Source organism: Paenibacillus sp. FSL H7-0690 (assembly GCF_037980415.1).
Taxonomy (GTDB): Bacteria; Bacillota; Bacilli; order Paenibacillales; family Paenibacillaceae; genus Paenibacillus_AQ; species Paenibacillus_AQ odorifer.
In genome coordinates this window covers 2,654,696-2,676,006 of the sequence record NZ_CP150281.1, presented here as the reverse complement: position 1 = coordinate 2,676,006, position 21,311 = coordinate 2,654,696, and the positions used below count along the sequence as shown (strand labels likewise).

The window sequence follows — 21,311 nt, the reverse complement described above, 5'->3', positions numbered from 1 at the left end:
TTCTGTTTTAATATACGAATAAGGTAATCCATTAGAATACCCAAAATCAAAAACGTTCCAAAATGAATAATATACGTTGGGAATCTGACGCTGATTAACGCACTACTGGTTCCCCATCTCGAATTATTTACATCAACCATGAAGCTTTCAAAAGGTTCTGTAAAGATCAGTGTATCTATAATAGGGTTCAAACGTACAAGAATAATATTCGCGATCCCCACCCCCAGATAGTCACTCAGACAGATGATGATACTTATAATCGAAAGCCAGAAACTGAATTTCCTCCTAAAAAACATCAAACACCGCCCTTTCTATTTTTTCTATTTCTTAACAATTCGTTTAAAATTCAAAATATCCTTGTCACGGTTAGTTCCTGTTTTAAAAAATGATACAATCTGGAGCTCGCTTGCTTAAGCGGATAATCTGAAAGTTTACATAGGATCCCACAGGTCATATCAATAACCTTCCCCTCCAGCTTCCGTACTATAGTTCCTGCTGGGGCTGGATTCAGCACAATCTCAGGAACAAGTGCCACACCTAAACCACTTCCCACAAAATATTTCAGCGCTGTCATGCTCCCAATCTCCATTGTATCTAGTGGCGGCCCGCCTGATTCCTGCAGCACACTTTCTAATTTTTTACGATAAGGACAATTCGCTGCCGTAATCAGTAAGCGATGACTCTGTAGATCCTCTGGGGTGATACGTTCCTTGGATGCTAGCGGATGCTCTTCTGGCAAAAGTAACAAGAATTCCTCCGCAAATAAGGGTTCAAAATACAGCTCCTTACCGAGCTCTGGTGCCGAACACACTGCCAAATCAATTTCACCACGCAGGAGTAGTTCACTAAGTGCGGCGGTTCCCGCAATATCCACGGAGATCTTCACTTTAGGGAATTGCACCATAAACCTACTTAAAAGCTGCGGCAAACGATAGCTCGCCGTAGGGTCCGTTACCCCTAATCGCACGTTGCCAGCTTCCCCTATTTTTAAATCAGCCAAACGGCTCTCTAGTCGTTCCATATCTTTAACAATATGTAGGCTCTCTTCATAAAACAACCTGCCTGCTTCTGTTAAGCTGATTTGCTTCCCCCGCTCAAGCAATTGACATCCCAGATCAGATTCAAGCCTTTGCATCTGCATCGTAACTGTAGATTGGGCATAGTTCAATTCTTCTGCTGCGCGATTAAAGCTTCCGGAAGTTACGATCGTTTGAAAGGTTTTTATTGTTTTTAGATCCATCCTAGTGCCCTCCCCTATTCAATTCAAATTAATTGAACCAAACCTTCATTATATTCAATTATACGAAATCCACATTTCTCTATAGAATACTTTATAACAACAACATACGCCAACATAAGGAGTGATTGAGGGTGGATCTCAACAATAAAGTCGCATTAGTAACCGGTGGAGGGACTGGAATTGGCAAAGCTGTAAGCTTGGAGTTATCCAAACGCGGAGCCCACGTCGTAGTGAACTATTCTAGATCTGAGGATGAAGCCAATGAAACCGTAAAGACGATTCTGAATCAAGGAGGGCAGGCTATAGCAATACAAGCGAATGTGTCTAAAGATCAGGAAGTGCGAAGTATGGTCGATTCGATTATTCAGCATTTCGGGACAATAGATCTGCTAGTGAATAACGCCAGTATAACTAAACATATTGCTCTCGGAGATCTGGAAAAGGCAACAGAGGAAGTATGGGATGAGTTATATGATGTAAATGTGAAAGGAATGTTTTTCTGCGCCAGAGCGGTTGCACCGTATATGAACCAAAAAAATTCAGGAGCCATACTCAATCTCGGCAGCATCGCTGGACAGACAGGCTTAGGCTCATCCCTTCCTTATGCCGTCTCCAAAGCGGCTGTCCACGGTCTTACCAAATCGCTGGCACACGCGCTGGCTCCCCATATTAGAGTTAACTGTGTAGCACCGGGAGCCGTTGCTACTAGATGGTGGTCTGGACGAGAAGAACAAATGCATAAACTAGCCCCTAATCTGCTGCTTCAGCATATTTCAACCGCCGAGAATATCGCCCAGTTCGTCTGCGCTGCGCTAGAACAGGAAGCAATGACTGGACAGATCATTACCATAGATAGCGGACAAACATTGTAACAGCCAAAACAGCAAATGGTATTTCAGAACTACCTTTAAATATCATTAGCTGGTTTTTGCGTACCGTACAGGAGGAAGTGAAGCGTTGATAGCATAATTGGGGAATTTCTCCCTAAAATTCTAAGTTTTTTGGTCATCCAGCCAATAATTAGGGAAAACCTCCCTAATTATTGGCTAATTTGCTGGAAACTAACGAATTCGCCTGATTTTCAGGGAATAATTCCCTGATTTCGTTGATTTAAAGCAAATATCGGCTATTTTCAGGGAGGTTTTCCCTAATTACTATATAGCCAACACTATAGGAACCATAAATGCATCCGACATACCACATATCACATGACTCATAGAACGTAGCACATAGCGTACATACCACCTATAGCCTGAGGGTTAAAGTAAGAAGCTGCCCCAAAAGTAGAATTTTCTACTTTTTAGGACAGCCTCTTCAGCATAACTATTGGTGAAGATTCTTAGTTAGGTTCATTACCCCAGATCAGGTTACCTGAGATGTAGGCGGGCGCTTTTGTCCAGTCTACAAAATTGGTATCAACCGCATTAAAGGAGTAATCTCCGGTTTGAGTGTAATTTGACCAATCCTCTTTAGCTACTCGCACTTGGATATCGATGCTCGCACCCGCAGCTAGTGAACCTGCTGCACTCGAGAATCCAAGCTCCAGATAATAATCCGCATCCGCTTTAGCCGTTGGCAGCTTCACAAACGTGCCCGTTACATTCGCGCTTCCAGCCTGTGACCAATCGCAGAAGAAGCTTTGTGCCTTCTCTCCGTCAATTGTGTAATAATATCTTAATTTCACATCAGAAAGTGCAACGGCACTTGTACTTGTGTTCACCAGCTTAAACTTTGGATTTAGCGTATTTCCGGAAGCAGTCACTGTACCGTTATACATCTGCACTTTCAGTGCTGCTGTAGGAGCTACTGACGTATCTGAGAGAGTGACAACCAAGGATTGTGCCGCTCCGGCACTAAACTCAAAGGTCAGCGTTGTCGTTCCTACCGCTTGCGTCGCTAAATACGCTTTTTTAATCATCACTATTGATCCACTTACCGTATAATCCGTTCCGGCTACGAGGGTTGCCGTTCCGTTCTTGATCGCACTCAGCGTATTTCCGTTCAACGTCATAGTTACTGCAACGTCTGCCTGATTCGCTATTTTCTTATCAAATCCCGCACTTGTTGGCGTTATCGTGGAGTTGGATACCGGTGTTGTAGTATCCGTTACCGCTACCGCCAAAGATTGTGTAGCTCCAGCGCTAAAGCTGAACGTCAGCGTAGTCGTTCCTACCGCTTGCGTCGCTAAATACGCTTTTTTAATCGTTACTGTTGATCCACTTACCGTATAATCCGTTCCGGCTACGAGGGTTGCCGTTCCGTTCTTGATCGCACTCAGCGTATTTCCGTTCAACGTCATAGTTACTGCAACGTCTGCCTGATTTGCTGTTTTCTTATCAAATCCCGCGCTTGTTGGCGTTATCGTGGAGTTGGATACTGGTGTTGTAGTATCCGTTACCGCTACCGCCAAAGATTGTGTAGCTCCAGCGCTAAAGCTGAACGTCAGCGTTGTCGTTCCTACCGCTTGCGTCGCTAAATACGCTTTTTTAATCATCACTATTGATCCACTTACCGTATAATCCGTTCCGGCTACGAGGGTTGCCGTTCCGTTCTTGATCGCACTCAGCGTATTTCCGTTCAACGTCATAGTTACTGCAACGTCTGCCTGATTTGCTGTTTTCTTATCAAATCCCGCGCTTGTTGGCGTTATCGTGGAGTTAGATACTGGTGTTGTAGTATCCGTTACCGCTACCGCCAAGGATTGTGTAGCTCCAGCGCTAAAGCTGAACGTCAGCGTTGTCGTTCCTACCGCTTGCGTCGCTAAATACGCTTTTTTAATCGTCACTGTTGATCCACTTACCGTATAATCCGTTCCGGCTACGAGGGTTGCCGTTCCGTTCTTGATCGCACTCAGCGTATTTCCGTTCAACGTCATAGTTACTGCAACGTCTGCCTGATTTGCTGTTTTCTTATCAAAGCTTGCAGTGATTGGCGTAATGGTCGAGCCTGTAGCTGGTGGATTTACAGGATCAGCATACAAGGTGCCTCGGCCATTCGTACCGAGATATACACGTCCATAGATTCTTGGATCCCCAGTAATCGCCATATTGATCTTAGCATATTGGTGAGCATCGTCATTAATACGAACCCAAGTTGCGCCAACATCATCAGAACGGAATACGCCCCGTACACCATCAATCTTAGCTACGGTGTACAATGCCATATAAGTTTGGCCCGGAGCAGCCTTACCATAACCAATAAGATCAGCTTCTTCTGCATTCGTTAACTTCGTGAAGCTCGCACCTGAATTAGTGGAGTGCCATAGACCATATTTATTCTCAACCGTATTCCCTCCGGCGAACCAAATGTCACCTTCAATACCTGGAACTGCCTTCATACTGATTTGGGCTTCGTTCGGCTGTAATCCAGCCACATTATTGGTCGGGAAGCCCGAAGCTGCGGTGGCAGTAAATGTAGCTCCACCATCCACACTTACATAGAAGATTCCTGCATAAAATCCATAGTATTTGTTAGGATTCACGCGATCAGAGGCTATCTTCGCTCCAGCCGGTAATCCTGCACTTGCTGTCCAAGAATTGCCTGAGGTTTTGGAATAATACACCCCGATATCTGAGGTGCTCCACAGAATGGAATTACCACTTGCAGAGACAGCTACTTGTCCATGGCCAACCGTTGTTTTGGTTCCATTGGAAGGCTCGGAGTTTGGCATGTACCAGTTCACTCCACCATCGTTAGAGATACCAATGGACTTCATACTTGGCGTTTTTTCTTTATCTGCACTGCCTACCCGCACCATATAGGACGGACTCAGTTCAGCATAGTCAATACTCATCGTCGTTGCCCATGAAGGACTGGTCTGGAATTTAGTCGGCGCTACCGACAAATCCTCATGACGGAAACCGGAAACGTCACCAAGTGCAGTGATCAAATGGGAGGTTCCCGTTGGCGGGCTAATTAGCCCCAGCACTGCAGTTTCCTCCACACCTTTTGCCATGACAGAGATATTTACCTTGCCTCCGGTATCCCATGAGGTCAAATTGTTCGAGCCATAAATTGTTGCTCCAGTGCCGTACATCATTCGATTCGAGTTAAATGGATCAATTTCCAAATCACCCATCATCCAGCCTAGCTTCGGTGAAGGATCCAGGGATGTTGAAGTGGTTCCATGATCGAGCCATGGAGCAGCGGTGATGTCCATGCTGAACTTATAAGTCCGTTCTGGATAATTGCCCCAATCCCAAATGCGACTCCAAGTAGCCCCACCATTGGTACTGCGGAAAATAACTTCATCAGGCCACCAAGCGTTTAAGCTGGATACCATCAATGTGTTAGGGTGCTGAGCATCCAGCGCCAATCCACCAAAGCCATACCAGTTATCTTCACCGGTCGTAGGACTGATATTGGTCCAAACCCCACTAGTTTTGTTGTATTTCCAAACTTCACCCTTACTGCCATCATAGGGACCTACACCATTACTATAAGTAATATAGAGATCACCTGTGGATGACAGCTCACCGTGATGTGGCAAGAACCCCGTAGGTTGTCCAGCCAGAGCTGTCCAGGTTACTCCACCATCTGTACTCCGATATACGCTGCTAGCCGTATCGGCCACACCGACATATATCGTTTGAGTAGCGTTGCCAAGTGTACCTGTGCTCTTATCGAAAGTGATCCAAGACAATCCGACAAGATCATTCCCATAATCAAGTGTCGGATTCTGAATATACGTTCCTACGTTTGGAAAAGAGGTTACCTTTGACCAAGTTACACCCGAATCAATACTCTTCCAGAGACCATTACCACTTCTAGCTCCAAAATAGAGAATGTTGTTCTTATTGGGGTCGATGACTAGACGTTCACCAGCGGAACGGCCAGGCATATTGCCACCTACTTTAAAAGGCAGTGGAGTAGTTTGCCAGGTGTTCCCCCGGTCATTAGAGCGCATAATCTGGCCATTATTATCCCAATGATTAGTATACGTACCCGTTGCCATGTAGACTTTATTAGGATCAATTGGGTCTGTAGCCAGAGCATCAACACCATTCTTGTTCCAATCCACCCAGCCTACCGAGTCACTAATTGATGTCCAGCTAGATGTAGCTTGATTCCAGCGATAGGCCCCGCCAATATCTGTTCTGGCATAAATCAGATTCGGTTCAGTTTGATTAAAAATAATTCCGGGTACAAAGCCCCCGCCAGCTCCCGTTACAACGCTTTTCCAGGTGTAAGGTTCACTTGAGGCTGCATGGGTAGTAGCTGGGAATGCAGAGAATAAAGAGCCTACCATCGCGCCAAGCAGGACCAAAAGTCCTGTTTTCCGGATACGGTTACGAATCACGTTTTACGCCTCCTACGATATAATTGGTTTGTTTATGCCTTCTTCTTACTCTATATCCCTGCTCCTCCCTCCCCCTTAATCCATACCTTCAGAACTTAGACTCCATTTTCTGATAACGCTTTCATTATAATGGTAAGGTTTTTCATTATCGAGAGAAAATGGTTATATTTTGCAGAAGATTGTCTCTAAAAATCGTACCATTTTCACACTTCTGGATACAATTTCACTAAATTTTGATTGAAAATAATTCTGCTGATAAAGAAAACCTCCGGAATAAATCCCAGAGGCTTCTGATATAACTATTCTTCACTAGTATCTACAGGCATAACAATCTCTTTTATACCATTAAAATTGCTGATAGTTGTTTGCAACGTGAGCACTGACTCTGAATTTAAGTTTTCTGATTTCAATGAAGTGAATATTTCCGCCTCCACTTTATGCGGCAAAAGTGTAGTTTTATCCAGCGTATATCTTAGTTTAATCTTGTCTGTCAAATTCTGCTTCATCAATTTCATCGTTTCCTTACTCGCATCATGAGACGATATCTCTATCGAAAGTATGTATTCTTGTTCCTCCTCAGAAACAACGATCCCCTGAGAATCTATCCGATACATGTCTATATAATCATACGGGTCAATAAATCTTTGTGCGATTTGTTTTTCTTTCGCTGGAATATAATCGTCCTGCTTAATAAATAAATCATCCATTACCTTTGTATGATATTCAGTATCCGATATGTATTCTTCTCGTTCCTTTCCTTCCGCAGTCTCCGATTTTAGATATACGGTATAAGGATTTCTAACATAGTCGACATGAAATGAAACAGCGCTCGACCAATGTTTATCTTCACTTTTTTCCGATTTGCTGGATGTTTCTTCTTGTTTCTCCATTTCTATAGTATAGTTCTCCTGCTTAGCCAGTTCACTCCGAGACATGCTGAGCAGCTCCTCTGCACGCTTATCTCCCTCTCCTTCAGCACCTGATTTAGTGTTCGTTGCACAACCTGTCAAACCTAACATACAAATGATACCGATAAAAACCATTTTTCTGATAAACATATTACTTCCCCTTCACTTCAAATGAAATCCAAATATAACTAAATCTATTTTATCATTATAAAGTTAACAGCTTATATGACGGAAAAGGTAGACATGTGAAAAAACGGCTTAAGATACACAGTTGTTGCGCTGAATTTAGTGTTTTAATGCAAATCAAAAAATACCTCCCCGACTTTACAGCAGAGAAGGTATTTAAATAATATTATCCAATTCTCTTAGCTCAATGTGTCAACACAAACTCATCCAGCAGCTTTCCATCCACATCATAGGCCTGATAGGTTAATGTATCCCCGGTAACGTTAATGCCCGCAAACATTTGCTTATAGTTCTGAAAATGCACCGCATGATAGAACTGATCTTCTTTTTTCTCGTTAAATTTCCCTCCAGAAGCGTTGGTCACCACATAGACTGTCCCTCGTTTAGCACCTTTGGAAATCTCACCTTCTGGAACTATTTTTCCGCCACGTAACGGGTAGGATCTGGAGTATTCATGATTATGACCCTGCAGCACTAAATCAACCTCATACGTATCAAAAATATCCGTCCAATTTTCAACTTTCTTATAGGAGTTCCCCCCGTAAGCCGGTCGGTGCATCGCAACGATTTTCCACTTCTTGTCTGTGTTCTTCAGATCTTCCTTTAGCCACTCCGTTTGCTTTTTTAGATTGCTCTCTGTATTCAGTACCGTTACATGCACAGGTCCATAATCGAAGGAATACGAGGTGCCTGCAATTGAACCCTTTGCCCCATTATCCGGCAGGTTGAAGTGTGAAGTATAATACGTTGCATCCTCATCCACCTCATCATGATTGCCTGTTACCGGCATTAACGGAATCCCCGAAATCCAGCCCTGCACATTGCCAAAAAAATCATCCCAGCCTGCCGAATCCTCCGGATTCTCCGTCAAATCGCCGTTATGCACAATAAATTCAGCTTCAGGAAATGTCTGAAAAGCCTTGTTCAGCGTATTTCCCCACAGCTTAAAATCCTCTGCCGTTTCCCCTTGAGAATCCGTTACGTTGATAAAAGACACACTTGCCAGTCCATCTTCTTCCGTTGTAAATTCCGCTGCCGGACTCCATTCTCCTTCAACGCCACTACCCACTCTATAAGTATATAACGTCCCGGGTTCAAGACCCGTAGCTTCCACTTTATGAACACCTTTGGTGCCATTGTCTGTTTTGATGGAACTACTTTTCGCATCTACCCTTTGTACATCCGTATTTGCAAAAGAGGACACTTGTCCCTTTACAATCTCCAGAATGCCTGCTGCACTCGAATCACTTGTATACCAAGTAAACGCGCGGCTTGTGCTCGCATCTCCCTTAAAGGTAGTCACGAGATCATACGGTGCTGGTGAATTTGCATTACTTCCGCTTTTCGATCGTTCCAACCCATAAGCCACTAAAATAACCACAATCACAAGCACTCCTAGGATTATGGCAAATTTATAGTCTCTCATCACGGTACCTCCTTATGAAAATTTCTCTCTAGCCTTCTAAATAAGATAGCCCCCTACAAAGTCAGAAGTCAAATCTGCACACGAATCTTTATACAGACTTTTGTTAACGCAGTGTAAAACATTCAGCAAACATTCAGTCTATTTTAAGTTAAGCATAAGGTCTGTCTCCTAGAATTAGTCAAGCAGGAAGGTTAGCCAGAGATAGAGAGAGAAACGAGGTGTGAAAATGAATAAGAAGCTTCAATTCCGGCATGAACTTAAATTTTTCATTAACTATCATCAATACCTTATATTGCGCCAGCGATTGCAAAGCTTGATTGATAAAGATCAACACGCTAATGAGAGTGGAGAATACCACATTCGGAGTTTGTATTTTGACGATATCAACAACACGGCACTTGCAGACAAGCTCGGCGGTCTCCGAGAGCGGGCCAAATACCGGATTCGCATTTACAACATCCAAGACAACATCATTCACTTTGAGAAAAAAATTAAAATGGACGATTATATCGCCAAAATCAAAGAACCACTAACCCGGCAAATGTACGACGAGATTATGGCGGGCAACTACGAAGTGCTGAACGTCCCGGACAGTCCGCTGTTCATGGAGTTATACGATCAGATGCGCCATAACCTGCTGCGACCCAAGGTCATCGTGGATTATGTTCGCGAGCCTTATGTTTGCCACAACGGAAATGTGCGAATAACGTTCGATAAAGAACTACGTACGGGCCTGCACTCTACGGATATTTTCGATAAGGATTTGCATCCGATTCGGGCGATTGATGAGAACTTCATAATTTTCGAAGTGAAATTCGATGAGTATATTCCGGAGTACATTAAAATCGCGTTGCAGCTGGAGGGACTGAATAGGCAGTCCGCTTCGAAATACGTGATCTGCCGCAAATTCTTAAAAACTAACACTTGGGAGGATTATTGATTATGAATGCATCACTAGCACCGCTAGCAGCTACAACAACGACTACAGATACTACAAATAATTTTTCAGACATTATTAAAAACTCGGTGATCGACAATTTTGTATCTGATATTAGTATCTCCAAGATGCTGATTACCTTGGGCGTAGCTTTTCTGATCGGATACTTCATTTACCTGCTCTACAAACGTGTCTTTAGCGGCGTTTTATATTCCAAAAGCTTTAACGTCTCACTTATGGGCATGACTATGATTACAGCTACTGTCATTATCGCGATTAACTCTAACCTTGTGCTGTCCCTCGGTATGGTCGGCGCATTGTCCATCGTTCGTTTCAGAACACCAATCAAAGATCCAACTGATCTGATCTTCTTGTTCTGGGCAGCTGTAGCAGGGATTGTAACTGGAGCAGGATTTTTCACCTTGGCTATTATCGGTTCGATCATTATCGGCCTTATTTTGTTCCTGTTCATTAAACACTCTTCTATCGAAACGCCATACTTACTGGTCATTAACTGCGACAGTGATGAAAGCGAACGTGAAGTACACAGCCATATCACCAAATCCGTAAAACGCTACAATGTGAAGCAAAAAACAGTCTCCGCAAACAATATTGAATTGACGCTGGAGCTTCGTCTGGATGATAAAGTAGGCGGCTTTGTCAACACAGTCTCTGACCTAAAAGGTGTCAAAAATGCACTCTTGATCAGCTATAGCGGTGACTATGTATCTTAATTACAACGAGATGAAAGGCGGTGCCCCAGATGAAAACCAGAGGTAAGTCAATCCTGCTGAGTTTTTGCTGCCTGCTGCTGGTCATCGCCGTAGCCGGGTGTCAGAATACAAGTCCGTCTGCAACAAATAATCCAACGTCTGATGCTCAGGACAAGGTCATTTCGAGCGATGAGAAAAAGCTAGACGAGCAGGTCTTTCCAAAAGATAAGGTCGTGGATGTCAAAATCACCTTGGACCCGGACGATTTTCAGGATATGCTGGATAATGCCAGTGCTGAAGAATATAAAATGGCTTCCGTCGAGTACAACGGTATGAAATACGATAATGTAGCTGTACGGACCAAAGGAAATCTCAGTCTCAGAAGCGTAGTACAGATGACAGACTCTGACCGCTACAGCTTCAAAATTTCTTTTGATGAGTATGTTAACCAGAATTTATTCGGCATTACTAAGATCAACCTGAATAATAATTACAGCGATGCTTCTTATATGCGTGAATTTCTGACCTATGAGCTCGCTGAAAGTGTCGGTCTCCCGACGCCGAAATATTCCTTCGTCAATGTGTATGTAAATGATGAACTGAAGGGTTTCTATCTTGCAGTAGAACAGATCAGTGATGCTTATCTGGAACGCAATTTCGGCAACACTTATGGTGCACTTTATAAAGGTGTAATGACCGGTCAGGGCAGTGATTTGACTTGGCTGGGCGATGATCCATCCCTCTATACTGGACTAGAAATGAAATCCGATAAGTCCAACGATGATATTCTTGTCGACATGCTGAATGAGCTAAACAACGGCACCGATTATGAAAAATACATCGACGTAGAGGAATCGCTGAAGTATATCGCTCTAAATGCGGTCACGGGTAATATGGACAGTTATTTAGGTGGAAATAAGCAGAATTATTACTTATATGAAGACGATGGGGTCTTCTCGATTCTGCCGTGGGATTACAATATGGCTTTTGGCGGCATGGGAAGCGCAGATGTGTTAATTGACGAGCCTACCCAAGGTGCGTTGGCGGAACGACCACTGATTGCGAAACTGCTCGCTAATGATGAATACAAAACGAAATATCATGAGATTGTTAGTGAGATGATTACTGGCTATCTAGCGGACGATACGTTCCAGGCTCGGATGGATGAGCTGAACACGATGATTTCCAGCTATGTCAAAGCGGATCCATCCGCCTTCTACACTTTCGAACAGTATGAAAATGGGATAAAGGCTGTTGAGACCTTCATGTCGAACATGGCCAAAAGTATCCAGCAGCAGCTCGACGGTACCATTCCTTCCTCCGGTGACGGATCAGGAAGTGGTGGTGGCATGGGCGGCGGTGGCTTTGGTGGCGGCGCTAAAAATGGCGCAGCTCAAGGCACTGCGGGTGCTGGGCAGGCTACAGGTGCGGTTGGCGCTACTGGTAATGCTGGCGCAAATGCAGCTGCACCAAATACCGAAGGGCAAGCGGCTACGGGTGGACAGACTGCCCAAGGCGGTGCAGGTGGTGAGCCTGGTGCCATGGGCGGACCGGCTATCCCTAATGGCGGCGAGGGGCCTGGCAGTAACTCACAAGCAGCTGCGGGTGGGCAGACTACACAAACAGGGCAAACTGCTCAGGGTGGACAGGCCAACACTAACGGCCAAGCTGCTCAAGAGGGACAGGCCAACACTAATGGCCAAGCTGCTCAAGGTGGATTTGACGGCGGCGCGGGTGGTGAGCCTGGTGCTATGGGCGGACCCGCTTTCCCTGAAGGCGGCGGAAATGGTCCTGGTGGTGGCGGCATGGGCGGCGGTGGCTTTGGTGGCGGTATGCCTGGTGGTATGGGCGGTGGCGACTTTGGTGGTGCTGGTACTATGCAGCAAAAAGGCAGCACGAGTGAAGCCATCACAACTGGCGTCGCCATCCTTCTCCTAATACTAACCGCTGCTTTCGTAACCTTTTACAAACGCAAACGGCTGTAGATAAGTAAAAAGTATCCTCATCACCAATTAATTCATGCAAGAAGCCTCCGTCGTTTATTGACGGAGGCTTCTTGCATGAACACTATATTCTTGTATCACAACTAGTTCCCGCTTACTCTTTTCGCCCGCGCAATATACTTATGGTTGCTATTAAAAAGGCTAGTAAAGAGATCCCTAATGCGATATAGACCATTGGGTTGACACTGGTGGAGTTGTTCTCGCTTTCCATGATGGCATTATGTTCTTCCATGCTCATGCCATTGTCACTGGAACCATGAGAATGTTCATCCCCACCGGAGGCTTGCACAATCGAAGTAATAGAATGCGGACTTTCTGTTCCTGCCTCACCAGACCACTGCACCAAGCTGCCATCGGCATAATGCTGATAAGCATCCCAAGCAATGTCGCCTGCAGTATCAGGATTCTTTGCTGTGAAATAGAAACGTTGGAATTGCCCTGCTTTAATTCCTTCTCCATTAGCTATCCAGCTAACTTTGTTCCCCTCAATGGTAACATCCCAGCCCGGTGTAGCCTCATATTGCTTGAACTCGGCACCCGCCGGGATTCGTAGATCGACTTGTACAGTCGCCACATCTTTTTCTGAAGGAACTTTAAGTGTGTAAGTCTCCCATGCTCCGGTACTGGATTGTGCTGGTGCTACGGTTACGTGCGCGCTAGCCACGGCTGCGAACAACAGAAGTGTTGCAGCGGCTGGTGCGAAGAGTGTCATTATTTTGCGAGATAATCTGTTCATAGTTAGAGTGCCTCTTTCTTTAAGTAATTTTATCATTTTTCACTTTCATCTCTATCCTCATATTTACCGCGGAAAATCACGTTTACGTGAAGCAAGCCCCTGCTCCAGAGCATAACGCGTTAGCTGCGTACGATTTTGGAGTTGAAGCTTCTGAAGGATGTTTTTCAGATGGTTTTTTACGGTATGCTCCGAAATCGACAGGCTTATGGCAATCTCTTTATTCGTCGATCCGGAAGACACACAGCTTAAAATCTCCTTCTCCCTCGCCGTCAAAGACTCCCCTTCGTCCGTTAATGAAGGAACGGTAAATTCTTTCAAGATTTGAAAAGCCAGCTCCCGGCTTAGCGGTGCTTCTTCATTCACAATCGCTTGCAAATATTCAATCCAGGTGGAAGGTGCCAGATTCTTCAATAAGTACCCTTGTGCGCCTTGCTTCAATGCTTCGAGGAGGTGGGAAATTTCGTCCGATACCGTAACGATAACGATTTTGACATAGGGATATTCCTGCTTGATCCGGCGAGTAGTCTCCAGCCCGTCCATCTCCGGCATCTGAATGTCGATAAGAATGAGATCAGGCATCCACTGGGCCGTGAACGCGATCGCCTCAGGACCACTCTCCACTACACCAATGACCTCAAAACTATCATCCATGGACAAAATCTCACACATCGCCTCACGTGCATGCGCATGATCATCCACAACCAAAACCCGGTACCTGCTCATAAACTTCCCCCTCCTTTCGTAATTTCCACATTTGTCCCCGTATTGCCGGAGCTCACCTGAAGCTTCCATCCCATTCCTTCGACACGTTCCTTCATGATCTGAAGGCCGTAACTTCCGTTCACCTCAAAGGGATCATGCTGAAATCCTTCGCCATTGTCGACAATCGCCACGCTCCAGTTTTTCTCAGTGCCTGCACCTGTGATAGAAACCTTCGCCGCTCTTGTATGCTTACGCACATTAATAATAGCCTCTCGGATACAAGATAGCAGCTCTGCTTTTTCCGAAGGAGAGAGGGCTTCATCCTGTAGACTCCAATCCAAGGAAACCTCAATCATAATCTCGTTAGCCATTTGAGCAAGCTGATCTTTAACCGACTGTTCCAATGAAAAAGAGTGCTGCTCAGACACTGGTACCTTCAGATTGGCGATCGCCTGTCGAACATAACGGTTCACCTCGTGGACGGTCTTTTTGATCTGATCCACATTTTCTTCGCTGACTTCCCCATTCCTGCGGCTTGCTTCCAAACGATCTATTTTGACAGATAAAAGAAATAAAGATTGCGCCATCCCATCATGCAGTTCCTTAGCTAGCCCTTCCCGGGCTTTCATTGCCTCTTTGAGCGCACGTTCCTGCTCCAACTCCCGCTGATTCCGCTCCATCAGCGAAAACAAAGGGACGAGCAAAACAAGAGTGAACAAAAATACGAGGACAGGTGTCAAATAATTCCCCAGATCCATCGAGATATAAGGCATTAGAAACTGATGGCGCACGACCTCCCAGATCCCTACCATTAGCGTTGGCAGTAACAGGATCATATACTTGATTCGGTTATACGTTGCTGTCCCCTCCCGTACATCTTATGATTAACAATATCACCGTCACAATTCTGCTACATGACTCGATCGGGCTATTTAAAGCTCTTATTGTTACAAATTTAAGTATTTTAAAAAAATAATGCTATCCCTCATAATATTATAAGCAATATATAGTGAAAATTTATACTTTCTTATATTGTAGCAAAAAAAAGATACATCCTTCGATGTATCTGCATCCCAGTTATAGTGGTGATGTGTAGCGTCCGTATTGAATGTCCATTTCTTTAAAAACATTTCCCTCTTTTTTCAGGAAAAATGTGTTTACGCCTTCCGCTCCCCACCACTCCATAGCGAGTAATGGACCTTCAGCAGTTTCCGCCGCAAAAAGAATAGAGAACATCTCAGGTATCACTTCCCCTCCATCATCCACTCTCCAGACGGAAAATTCATCGCCTTGAATGACAGCCGGATAATCCATAAAGGTAAGCCCGGCCTTATCTTCCAGCACGAGACTAAATAACATATCCTGATCCTGTCTAATGAATTGAACGAGATACAGCTGCCGATCACCAGACAGGTCAGCAAGTTTCCAAATGTGCTCTACTTCACGATTTTTCGCAGAAACAATATTCTGCCGCACACTTTCTGCAACATTTAGCGAGGCTTGCTTAACCTCCGTAGGCTTAACAGAGATTAGCGCATTCGCATTAAACTCTGCCTGATCCGTCAGGTAATAGGTCTCATCAGGGGTCGCATTCCCCGCTTCAACCGTATAAAGATACCCTGGCAGATTCACAAAATTGTGAGCCATCTCCCGGCCATTACTGTTCTCCGTACCCTCCTGCCATTTATTCAATTTCACTTTTAGCACTTGCCCATGATCGCCGATCGCCTCATTCAATTGTTGCATTTGCGCATCCAGCCCTTTTTCCTGCCCGGTGACTAAGATGCTCTTGCCAGACTCATCTGCAAAACCAAAATTCGCCTTCAGCTTTTCAGCTTCCAGATAAGCTGCTGGCTGCTGCATGCTTGCCGTTGGCATTGGCTCTGCACTTGGAGAAGGGGTTGGATTGTTAGAGCCTGAGCAGCCCGCCAGCAGTAGAACAATAAGAAAACTCACACTGAGCTTATTCATTCCCATTCCTCCAGACGAAACTAAAATATTCCCATACTAAGATACCGTTCCCCTGTGTCAGGTGCAATGCAAAGCACGCGTTTGCCAGCCCCAAGACGACGTGCTTCCTGCAACGCCGCCCATACAGTGGCACCCCCGGATGGACCCAGCAGAATTCCTTCTTTTGCAGCCAGCGTTCTTACCGTCTCCAAGGCAGCTTCATCCGCAACTTGAACGATGTCATCGTAGACCTGTGTATTCAAAATGGCAGGTACGAAGCCCGGACTCGTTCCTACCAGCTTATGTGGTCCTGGCTTTCCTCCAGATAATACGGGCGAGCCTTGCGGCTCAACCACAAGAACCCGAATATCAGGTAGATGCTCACGCAAAACCTCACCGGTTCCAGTTATCGTGCCCCCAGTTCCTGATGAAGCAACAAACACATCCAGCTTACCTTCCATTTGCTCCAGGATTTCCAGAGCGGTCGTTGTCCGGTGAATATCCGGGTTGGCTTTGTTCTCGAATTGCTGCGGAATAAAACTGTTCTCCACTTCTTTTCCCAGCTCAATCGCTTTTGCTATAGCTCCCGGCATCCGTTCTGCTGCGGGCGTCAGCACAACATCCGCACCATAAGCCTTTAGAATATTGATTCGTTCCTTGGTCATATTATCAGGCATGACAAGAATCGCTTTATACCCTTTTGCCGCGGCATTCATCGCTAAGCCTATCCCTGTATTTCCACTAGTCGGCTCAATGATCGTCCCGCCCGGCTTCAGCAAACCTTCTAGCTCGGCTTGCAGGATTAGATTATAAGCTGCCCGGTCTTTTACACTGCCACTTGGATTAAAAAGCTCCAGCTTCACGTATAGTTCTGCATCTTGGGGGCTAGTCAGCCGATTTAATCTTACAACCGGTGTATTCCCAATCAGCTCTGTTATATTGTTAACCACTAAGGATGTCATTTTAGAGCCTCCTTCATTTCTGTACCTTCCATTATTGTAACGTGAGCAGCACCTCCTGTCGATTCAGAACCTTAGTTTCTGCAACCTGAAAACAACCGTCCCCCACGAAAGCGGGAGACGGCTGTTCAGTACTGGCAGCATTTATTTTTAAGGATTAACGTTAATCGTAAAAGTAGACGTATTATTTTTAATATTCGTTACCGTGTTGGTAATCTTCAGATTGTTAAAGGTGGCTGACCCTCTGGCAGGACCTTGCCCAGCCTCAGCCGCTTCATTTACCCAGATGCCCACTCCGGATTTGCTGTCAAAAGCATCTCCACTCTTTTGCGCACCGGAAATTGTGACATTCGTGAAGAGGGTATCTGTCACTGGGAATTGCGGCGTGGAGCCGACATAGTTGGTCTGGAACATGATGCCATGATAGGTTGGATCAATGATATCCACATCACTGACACGAATGCCTTGGAATACCTTAGAGGCTGAGAATACCCAGATTGCCGGGAAGGTCTGTGCACCCCAGAAATGTCCACCTGCACGAACAATGGAAATATTCTCAAAATTCGTTGTCGGTGAAGCGCCAAAGCCGTTCATTGGATACCCGAAGTCAAGTGAGCTGATCGTAATTCCAGAATAGCAAAGCGTGTCAGCAATATAAATGTTGCGGAAGGTATTGGCATATCCGCCATAGACGGCTACACCTGCTGCCCGCCAGGTCAAGATTGAAGTGAGATTCTCATAAATATTATCCTTCATATCTGCACCACCGGAATCAATAGCCGAAAACAATGCAAAGCTATCATCCCCTGTTGCCCGTGCCTCAATATTGGACACGAGATTATTCGTGCTGCCATTCGTCATATTGATGCCGTCAGCGAAGGTGTTGCGGATACGGGAGTTTTTGATCACCATGTAATCCGTATTAGCTCCCCAATACATACACACCTGATGTTCGGTCCAGATGTTATCGATCGTAATATTTGCCACATTGGAGAAATCAAATACTTTACCCGGGCCATCAATACGTGATGTGTAGTTCCCAAAGTAAGCAAAATTCGCAAAAGTAGAGCCGTTAGCGGTATCGCTTGCCCGGAAACCGATATCCGTATTCTCCTGATTCGTTGGAGCGTAAAATCTGGTATACCATGGGCCCGCACCAATGATCTTCACTGCTTTTCCATAGACCTGAAATTTACTGGAGGTCTGATAGTTACCGGCCGGCAAATACACACCTACGAGATTTCCGGTCGTATCCATGCGTACTTTATCTAGCGCATTTTGCACATCCTGATGTGTAAAGCCGGCTGGGACCGTATATTTGGCCGGATCTGGATTGGCAATCGGTGATACCTGCTCCAAACTGATGAAATCAATGGCATACTGCGAGGTATTTGCCACATCCTTTTGCAGTCGAATCGTACTACCTTTCGGAATCGTGCTGTCGAACATAATGTTAGCTTCATCATAAATATGCCGCGGAGAACCCGCGCTTGGTGAATTGCCGGGACTTATCTCTGAACCGTACAGCCATGCATATTTAGAGGTCAGATTAATCGCCTTGGTATAAACTCCGTTCACATAGATGTTCAGTGTAGCATTCGTACCGTCTCCACTCGCCGAATCTGGAATGGAGAAGCGGGTGACCAGTGTATTAGTGTCAGCCTTAGTAGTGAATTCTACATAACTGCCTGTAGTATTCAGTGTGACTGCTCTTCTGCCTGAAGCCTCACCCGCAAGATCTCCAATGGTCCGATTAGCAGTAAGCTTCACAGCCCCGCCACCAATCACACCCTCCTCAGCCTCATACATGTCGTAAGGCATATTGGCTCCACGACCTACAAAAAGAGACTGTGTTTGAATATTATTGGCCTGTTTAACTGGCAGCTCATTAGTGTCTACGGCAATTTCCGTCTTCACAGTATATTTGCCATTAGCTGCTGTCCAAGTGCCAAGACTAACAGGAGGCGCTGTTACTCCACTGCCAATCACGCCGTTATAGGTTCCAGTTAAGGTTTGGAGTACAGCATTCGTAGTAGCATCCAGAACCTTCAAGGTTATGTTATGCGCACCCCCTGCGGATGCTGCTGTCCCTTGATTCTTGATTGCTACCGAGAAGCTGACCACATTGCCGCCTGCTGGATTGCTTGGTGTCCAGCTAACAGGGGAAGCTACTAGATCAGAACTGGATACGGGAGCAATAATAAGAGAATTTGGGCTAGTGAAGCTGTTATTGCCTTCGTTCAATTCAATAACCGTATTATTCTCGTCAACCTTTGCAGTTAAAGTATAGGTAGCAGCATCCTTTGCGCTTATATTTAAAGTGACGTTCGTAGATGCGCCAGCCGCTAATGCCCCCACTGGGCTAGTGCCTACAAGTGTGCTGCCCAAGTAGAAATTCACATTAGTCGCTATGGAAGCTAACGTTCCAAGGTTTTTTACCGTTGCATTTAAAGTAATGGCATTGGTCTCTACTGGAGCTGAAGGTGACCATGTAAGGCCGGTTATCGCCAAATCCGGATTAGCAGCTGGTGCACCCATCACTTGGAATTCAGCGATTTGCCCAGCGGTTGAACCAGTATTGGTGGTAATCTTCAACTGTACTTCACTAGCCGTGGCCGTTACCGGAATAGTGACCGTATTGCCAGTTGCCGGATTAAAAGTATACACGGTTGCTGGCACAAGACTAGTAAAGGCTGTTGTATTCTGATTATGCCCAAGCACTTGAATAGTCTGAGTACGTGTGGACCAGGCCGATGATGGATTCAGTTTGAGGACAATGGATGTAATATCGGCATTACTACCCAGGTTTACAGATAATGTATTGGGATAACCTCCTCCTGCTCCTTCCCAGTAAGAAGTTACATCACCGTCATTCGCATTTGTAGGAACAAAGGTAAAGACGGAAGAGGAAGCGTTGATGCTTTTGTTCAAAGCCAGATTGGAACCCGCCCCAGGCGTTGGTGTAACTGTTGGTGTCGGGGTCGGTGTTACCGTTGGAGTTGGTGTAGGTGTTACTGTCGGTGTTGGCGTAGGTGTTACTGTCGGTGTCGGTGTTACCGTCGGCGTTGGGGTAGGTGTTGCCGCTGGTGTCGGAGTTGCCGTCGGCGTTGGCGTAGGTGTTGTCGCAGAAGCTAGAGTGACGTTCAAATTATCTAGATTCACATTTCCATTGTCTCCTGCATCGTACTTATAAGTAATCGTGTTAGCGCCAGCATTCAGAGCCAGCGTCTCAATCTTTGTTGACCAAGTATTCCAATTGGCCAGATTCGCAAGTGAGGTTTGCTTAATTTTAGTTCCATTCACATAAACACTAATGGTTTTTGTACTGCCTGATGCATTTGAAAATCTTAATGTAGCATCATAGTTACCAGCAGAAGCCACATTAACGATAAATGCAGTCGCAGCACCTTGATTTAGGTAACCATCAACAAATCCTGTACCTGTATAACCTGTATGATCCGTGTTAACCTTGGCACCACCGGATAATGCGGCATCCTCCGCTTCATATCCTGAGGATGGAGTTGTAGTTGTATTACCATGAACCTCAAATTCCGCTAACTGTGCTGCTGGCCAGACCGTATTGGATGTGAAATTCAGTTTAACATATCTGACATTCGCAGCTGTAAAGCTGATGGTCACTGTATTGGAATCAATCGTTGGATTAAATGTATAATTGGCGGAATCTACTAAGTTATTGTAAGTTGCATCATCTGTACTTCCTTGCACCGCTAACGTTTGAGTTCTTGTTTCCCAATTCGTTGGCAGCTTTAGCACAACCTGATTCACGCTGCTTGCTGCCCCTAAATCCACTTTAATCCATTGCGGAAAAACACCGCTTGCGCTCTCCCAATACGTTCCTTGGCTGCCGTCATTAGCATTGGCTGCTACGTATACATCACCGAAGGAGCTTGAAGTAATAGTCTTCCCTTGGGCTAAATTCCCCGCAGCTAAACTCACCGAAGGATATAACCCTAACTGACCTACAAATAATATAACAATCAAAGAATATAGTACTGCCGTCTTCCCTGTAAATCTTTTAGAAGCTGCTATCATTGAATAACCACCTTCCAAAATTTTGTGGAGCTATGCAGCAGAAAGGATGCGCTTTCAAAACAGTAGTTTTATAGACATTCGCCTCCTACATTTGAAATGATGGATTACGGATACAAGCTAACTAATAACGCTAATAATATAAGTTATAGGTAGATGGCCGTCGATGGCGATTTCTATGCTTTGTATGTGGGATATTACG

14 protein-coding genes and 1 pseudogene are annotated in these 21,311 nt (G+C 45.2%); 4 read left to right on the top strand and 11 right to left on the bottom strand.

Features of this window, described 5'->3' with window-relative positions; all coding sequences use genetic code 11:
• Window positions 1-346: 346 nt before the first annotated feature.
• A complete protein-coding gene (locus tag MHI32_RS11585; protein WP_076278074.1) occupies window positions 347-1,240 on the bottom strand; it encodes a LysR family transcriptional regulator in 894 nt (297 codons plus the stop codon).
• Between the two features lie 131 nt (window positions 1,241-1,371).
• Between MHI32_RS11585 and MHI32_RS11580 the strand changes: the two genes are divergently transcribed.
• Complete coding sequence (locus MHI32_RS11580) at window positions 1,372-2,112, top strand: SDR family NAD(P)-dependent oxidoreductase (RefSeq protein WP_076129915.1); 741 nt, start codon at window positions 1,372-1,374, stop codon at window positions 2,110-2,112.
• A gap of 467 nt (window positions 2,113-2,579) precedes the next feature.
• Here the strand turns inward: MHI32_RS11580 and MHI32_RS11575 are convergent, their stop codons facing one another.
• From MHI32_RS11575 to MHI32_RS11560, 4 genes and pseudogenes are all read right to left on the bottom strand, one after another.
• The gene (locus tag MHI32_RS11575; RefSeq protein WP_340012720.1) at window positions 2,580-3,362 is read right to left on the bottom strand and encodes a X2-like carbohydrate binding domain-containing protein; all 783 of its coding nucleotides are present in this window, start codon (window positions 3,360-3,362) and stop codon (window positions 2,580-2,582) included.
• Window positions 3,342-6,488 (bottom strand): annotated as a pseudogene (locus MHI32_RS11570) (X2-like carbohydrate binding domain-containing protein); the annotation flags it as partial. The pseudogene MHI32_RS11570 and the gene MHI32_RS11575, both read right to left, overlap by 21 nt.
• Before the next feature lie 350 nt (window positions 6,489-6,838).
• Window positions 6,839-7,597 (bottom strand): DUF6612 family protein, encoded by a 759-nt coding sequence (locus tag MHI32_RS11565; RefSeq protein WP_340012377.1) that lies wholly within the window; start codon window positions 7,595-7,597, stop codon window positions 6,839-6,841.
• Window positions 7,598-7,817: 220 nt separating this feature from the next.
• A complete protein-coding gene (locus tag MHI32_RS11560) occupies window positions 7,818-9,059 on the bottom strand; it encodes a metallophosphoesterase family protein (protein WP_340012376.1) in 1,242 nt (413 codons plus the stop codon).
• 226 nt (window positions 9,060-9,285) lie between these two features.
• On the opposite strand from MHI32_RS11560, the gene MHI32_RS11555 reads away from it, so the two are divergent.
• From MHI32_RS11555 to MHI32_RS11545, 3 genes are read left to right on the top strand one after another with little or no spacing between them, the layout of a single operon-like run.
• A complete protein-coding gene (locus MHI32_RS11555) occupies window positions 9,286-9,999 on the top strand; it encodes a polyphosphate polymerase domain-containing protein (protein ID WP_036683495.1) in 714 nt (237 codons plus the stop codon).
• Between the two features lie 2 nt (window positions 10,000-10,001).
• Window positions 10,002-10,730, top strand: a complete 729-nt coding sequence (locus tag MHI32_RS11550) for a DUF4956 domain-containing protein (protein ID WP_036683492.1) — start codon at window positions 10,002-10,004, stop codon at window positions 10,728-10,730.
• Between the two features lie 29 nt (window positions 10,731-10,759).
• Entirely contained in the window at window positions 10,760-12,694 is a 1,935-nt protein-coding gene (locus tag MHI32_RS11545) for a CotH kinase family protein (RefSeq protein ID WP_340012374.1), read from the top strand.
• A 112-nt stretch (window positions 12,695-12,806) separates the two neighbouring features.
• Here the strand turns inward: MHI32_RS11545 and MHI32_RS11540 are convergent, their stop codons facing one another.
• From MHI32_RS11540 to MHI32_RS11515, 6 genes are all read right to left on the bottom strand, one after another.
• The gene (locus MHI32_RS11540) at window positions 12,807-13,448 is read right to left on the bottom strand and encodes a DUF1775 domain-containing protein (RefSeq protein WP_076130655.1); all 642 of its coding nucleotides are present in this window, start codon (window positions 13,446-13,448) and stop codon (window positions 12,807-12,809) included.
• A 63-nt stretch (window positions 13,449-13,511) separates the two neighbouring features.
• Window positions 13,512-14,171, bottom strand: a complete 660-nt coding sequence (locus MHI32_RS11535) for a response regulator transcription factor (RefSeq protein ID WP_076130654.1) — start codon at window positions 14,169-14,171, stop codon at window positions 13,512-13,514.
• Window positions 14,168-14,941, bottom strand: coding sequence for a histidine kinase (locus MHI32_RS11530; protein ID WP_254857126.1), 774 nt, complete (start codon window positions 14,939-14,941; stop codon window positions 14,168-14,170). Before MHI32_RS11530 ends, MHI32_RS11535 begins: the two co-directional genes overlap by 4 nt.
• A 286-nt stretch (window positions 14,942-15,227) precedes the next feature.
• Window positions 15,228-16,121: a hypothetical protein gene (locus tag MHI32_RS11525; RefSeq protein WP_340012372.1), complete on the bottom strand. Its 894-nt coding sequence runs from the start codon at window positions 16,119-16,121 to the stop codon at window positions 15,228-15,230.
• A gap of 20 nt (window positions 16,122-16,141) precedes the next feature.
• Window positions 16,142-17,062, bottom strand: coding sequence for a cysteine synthase A (cysK, locus tag MHI32_RS11520; RefSeq protein WP_248548032.1), 921 nt, complete (start codon window positions 17,060-17,062; stop codon window positions 16,142-16,144).
• Window positions 17,063-17,209: 147 nt separating this feature from the next.
• Window positions 17,210-21,112, bottom strand: a complete 3,903-nt coding sequence (locus tag MHI32_RS11515; protein WP_340012371.1) for a discoidin domain-containing protein — start codon at window positions 21,110-21,112, stop codon at window positions 17,210-17,212.
• Window positions 21,113-21,311 lie beyond the last annotated feature (199 nt).

Excerpts from the sequence above, each read along its gene's own strand:
- MHI32_RS11545 (WP_340012374.1), top strand. The coding sequence starts at position 10,760 with ATGAAAACCAGAGGTAAGTCAATCCTGCTGAGTTTTTGCTGCCTGCTG.
- MHI32_RS11525 (WP_340012372.1), bottom strand. The coding sequence starts at position 16,121 with ATGAATAAGCTCAGTGTGAGTTTTCTTATTGTTCTACTGCTGGCGGGC.
- MHI32_RS11535 (WP_076130654.1), bottom strand. The coding sequence starts at position 14,171 with ATGAGCAGGTACCGGGTTTTGGTTGTGGATGATCATGCGCATGCACGT.
- MHI32_RS11585 (WP_076278074.1), bottom strand. The coding sequence starts at position 1,240 with ATGGATCTAAAAACAATAAAAACCTTTCAAACGATCGTAACTTCCGGA.
- MHI32_RS11515 (WP_340012371.1), bottom strand. The coding sequence starts at position 21,112 with ATGATAGCAGCTTCTAAAAGATTTACAGGGAAGACGGCAGTACTATAT.
- MHI32_RS11565 (WP_340012377.1), bottom strand. The coding sequence starts at position 7,597 with ATGTTTATCAGAAAAATGGTTTTTATCGGTATCATTTGTATGTTAGGT.
- MHI32_RS11550 (WP_036683492.1), top strand. The coding sequence starts at position 10,002 with ATGAATGCATCACTAGCACCGCTAGCAGCTACAACAACGACTACAGAT.
- cysK (WP_248548032.1), bottom strand. The coding sequence starts at position 17,062 with ATGACATCCTTAGTGGTTAACAATATAACAGAGCTGATTGGGAATACA.
- MHI32_RS11560 (WP_340012376.1), bottom strand. The coding sequence starts at position 9,059 with ATGAGAGACTATAAATTTGCCATAATCCTAGGAGTGCTTGTGATTGTG.
- MHI32_RS11555 (WP_036683495.1), top strand. The coding sequence starts at position 9,286 with ATGAATAAGAAGCTTCAATTCCGGCATGAACTTAAATTTTTCATTAAC.
- MHI32_RS11540 (WP_076130655.1), bottom strand. The coding sequence starts at position 13,448 with ATGAACAGATTATCTCGCAAAATAATGACACTCTTCGCACCAGCCGCT.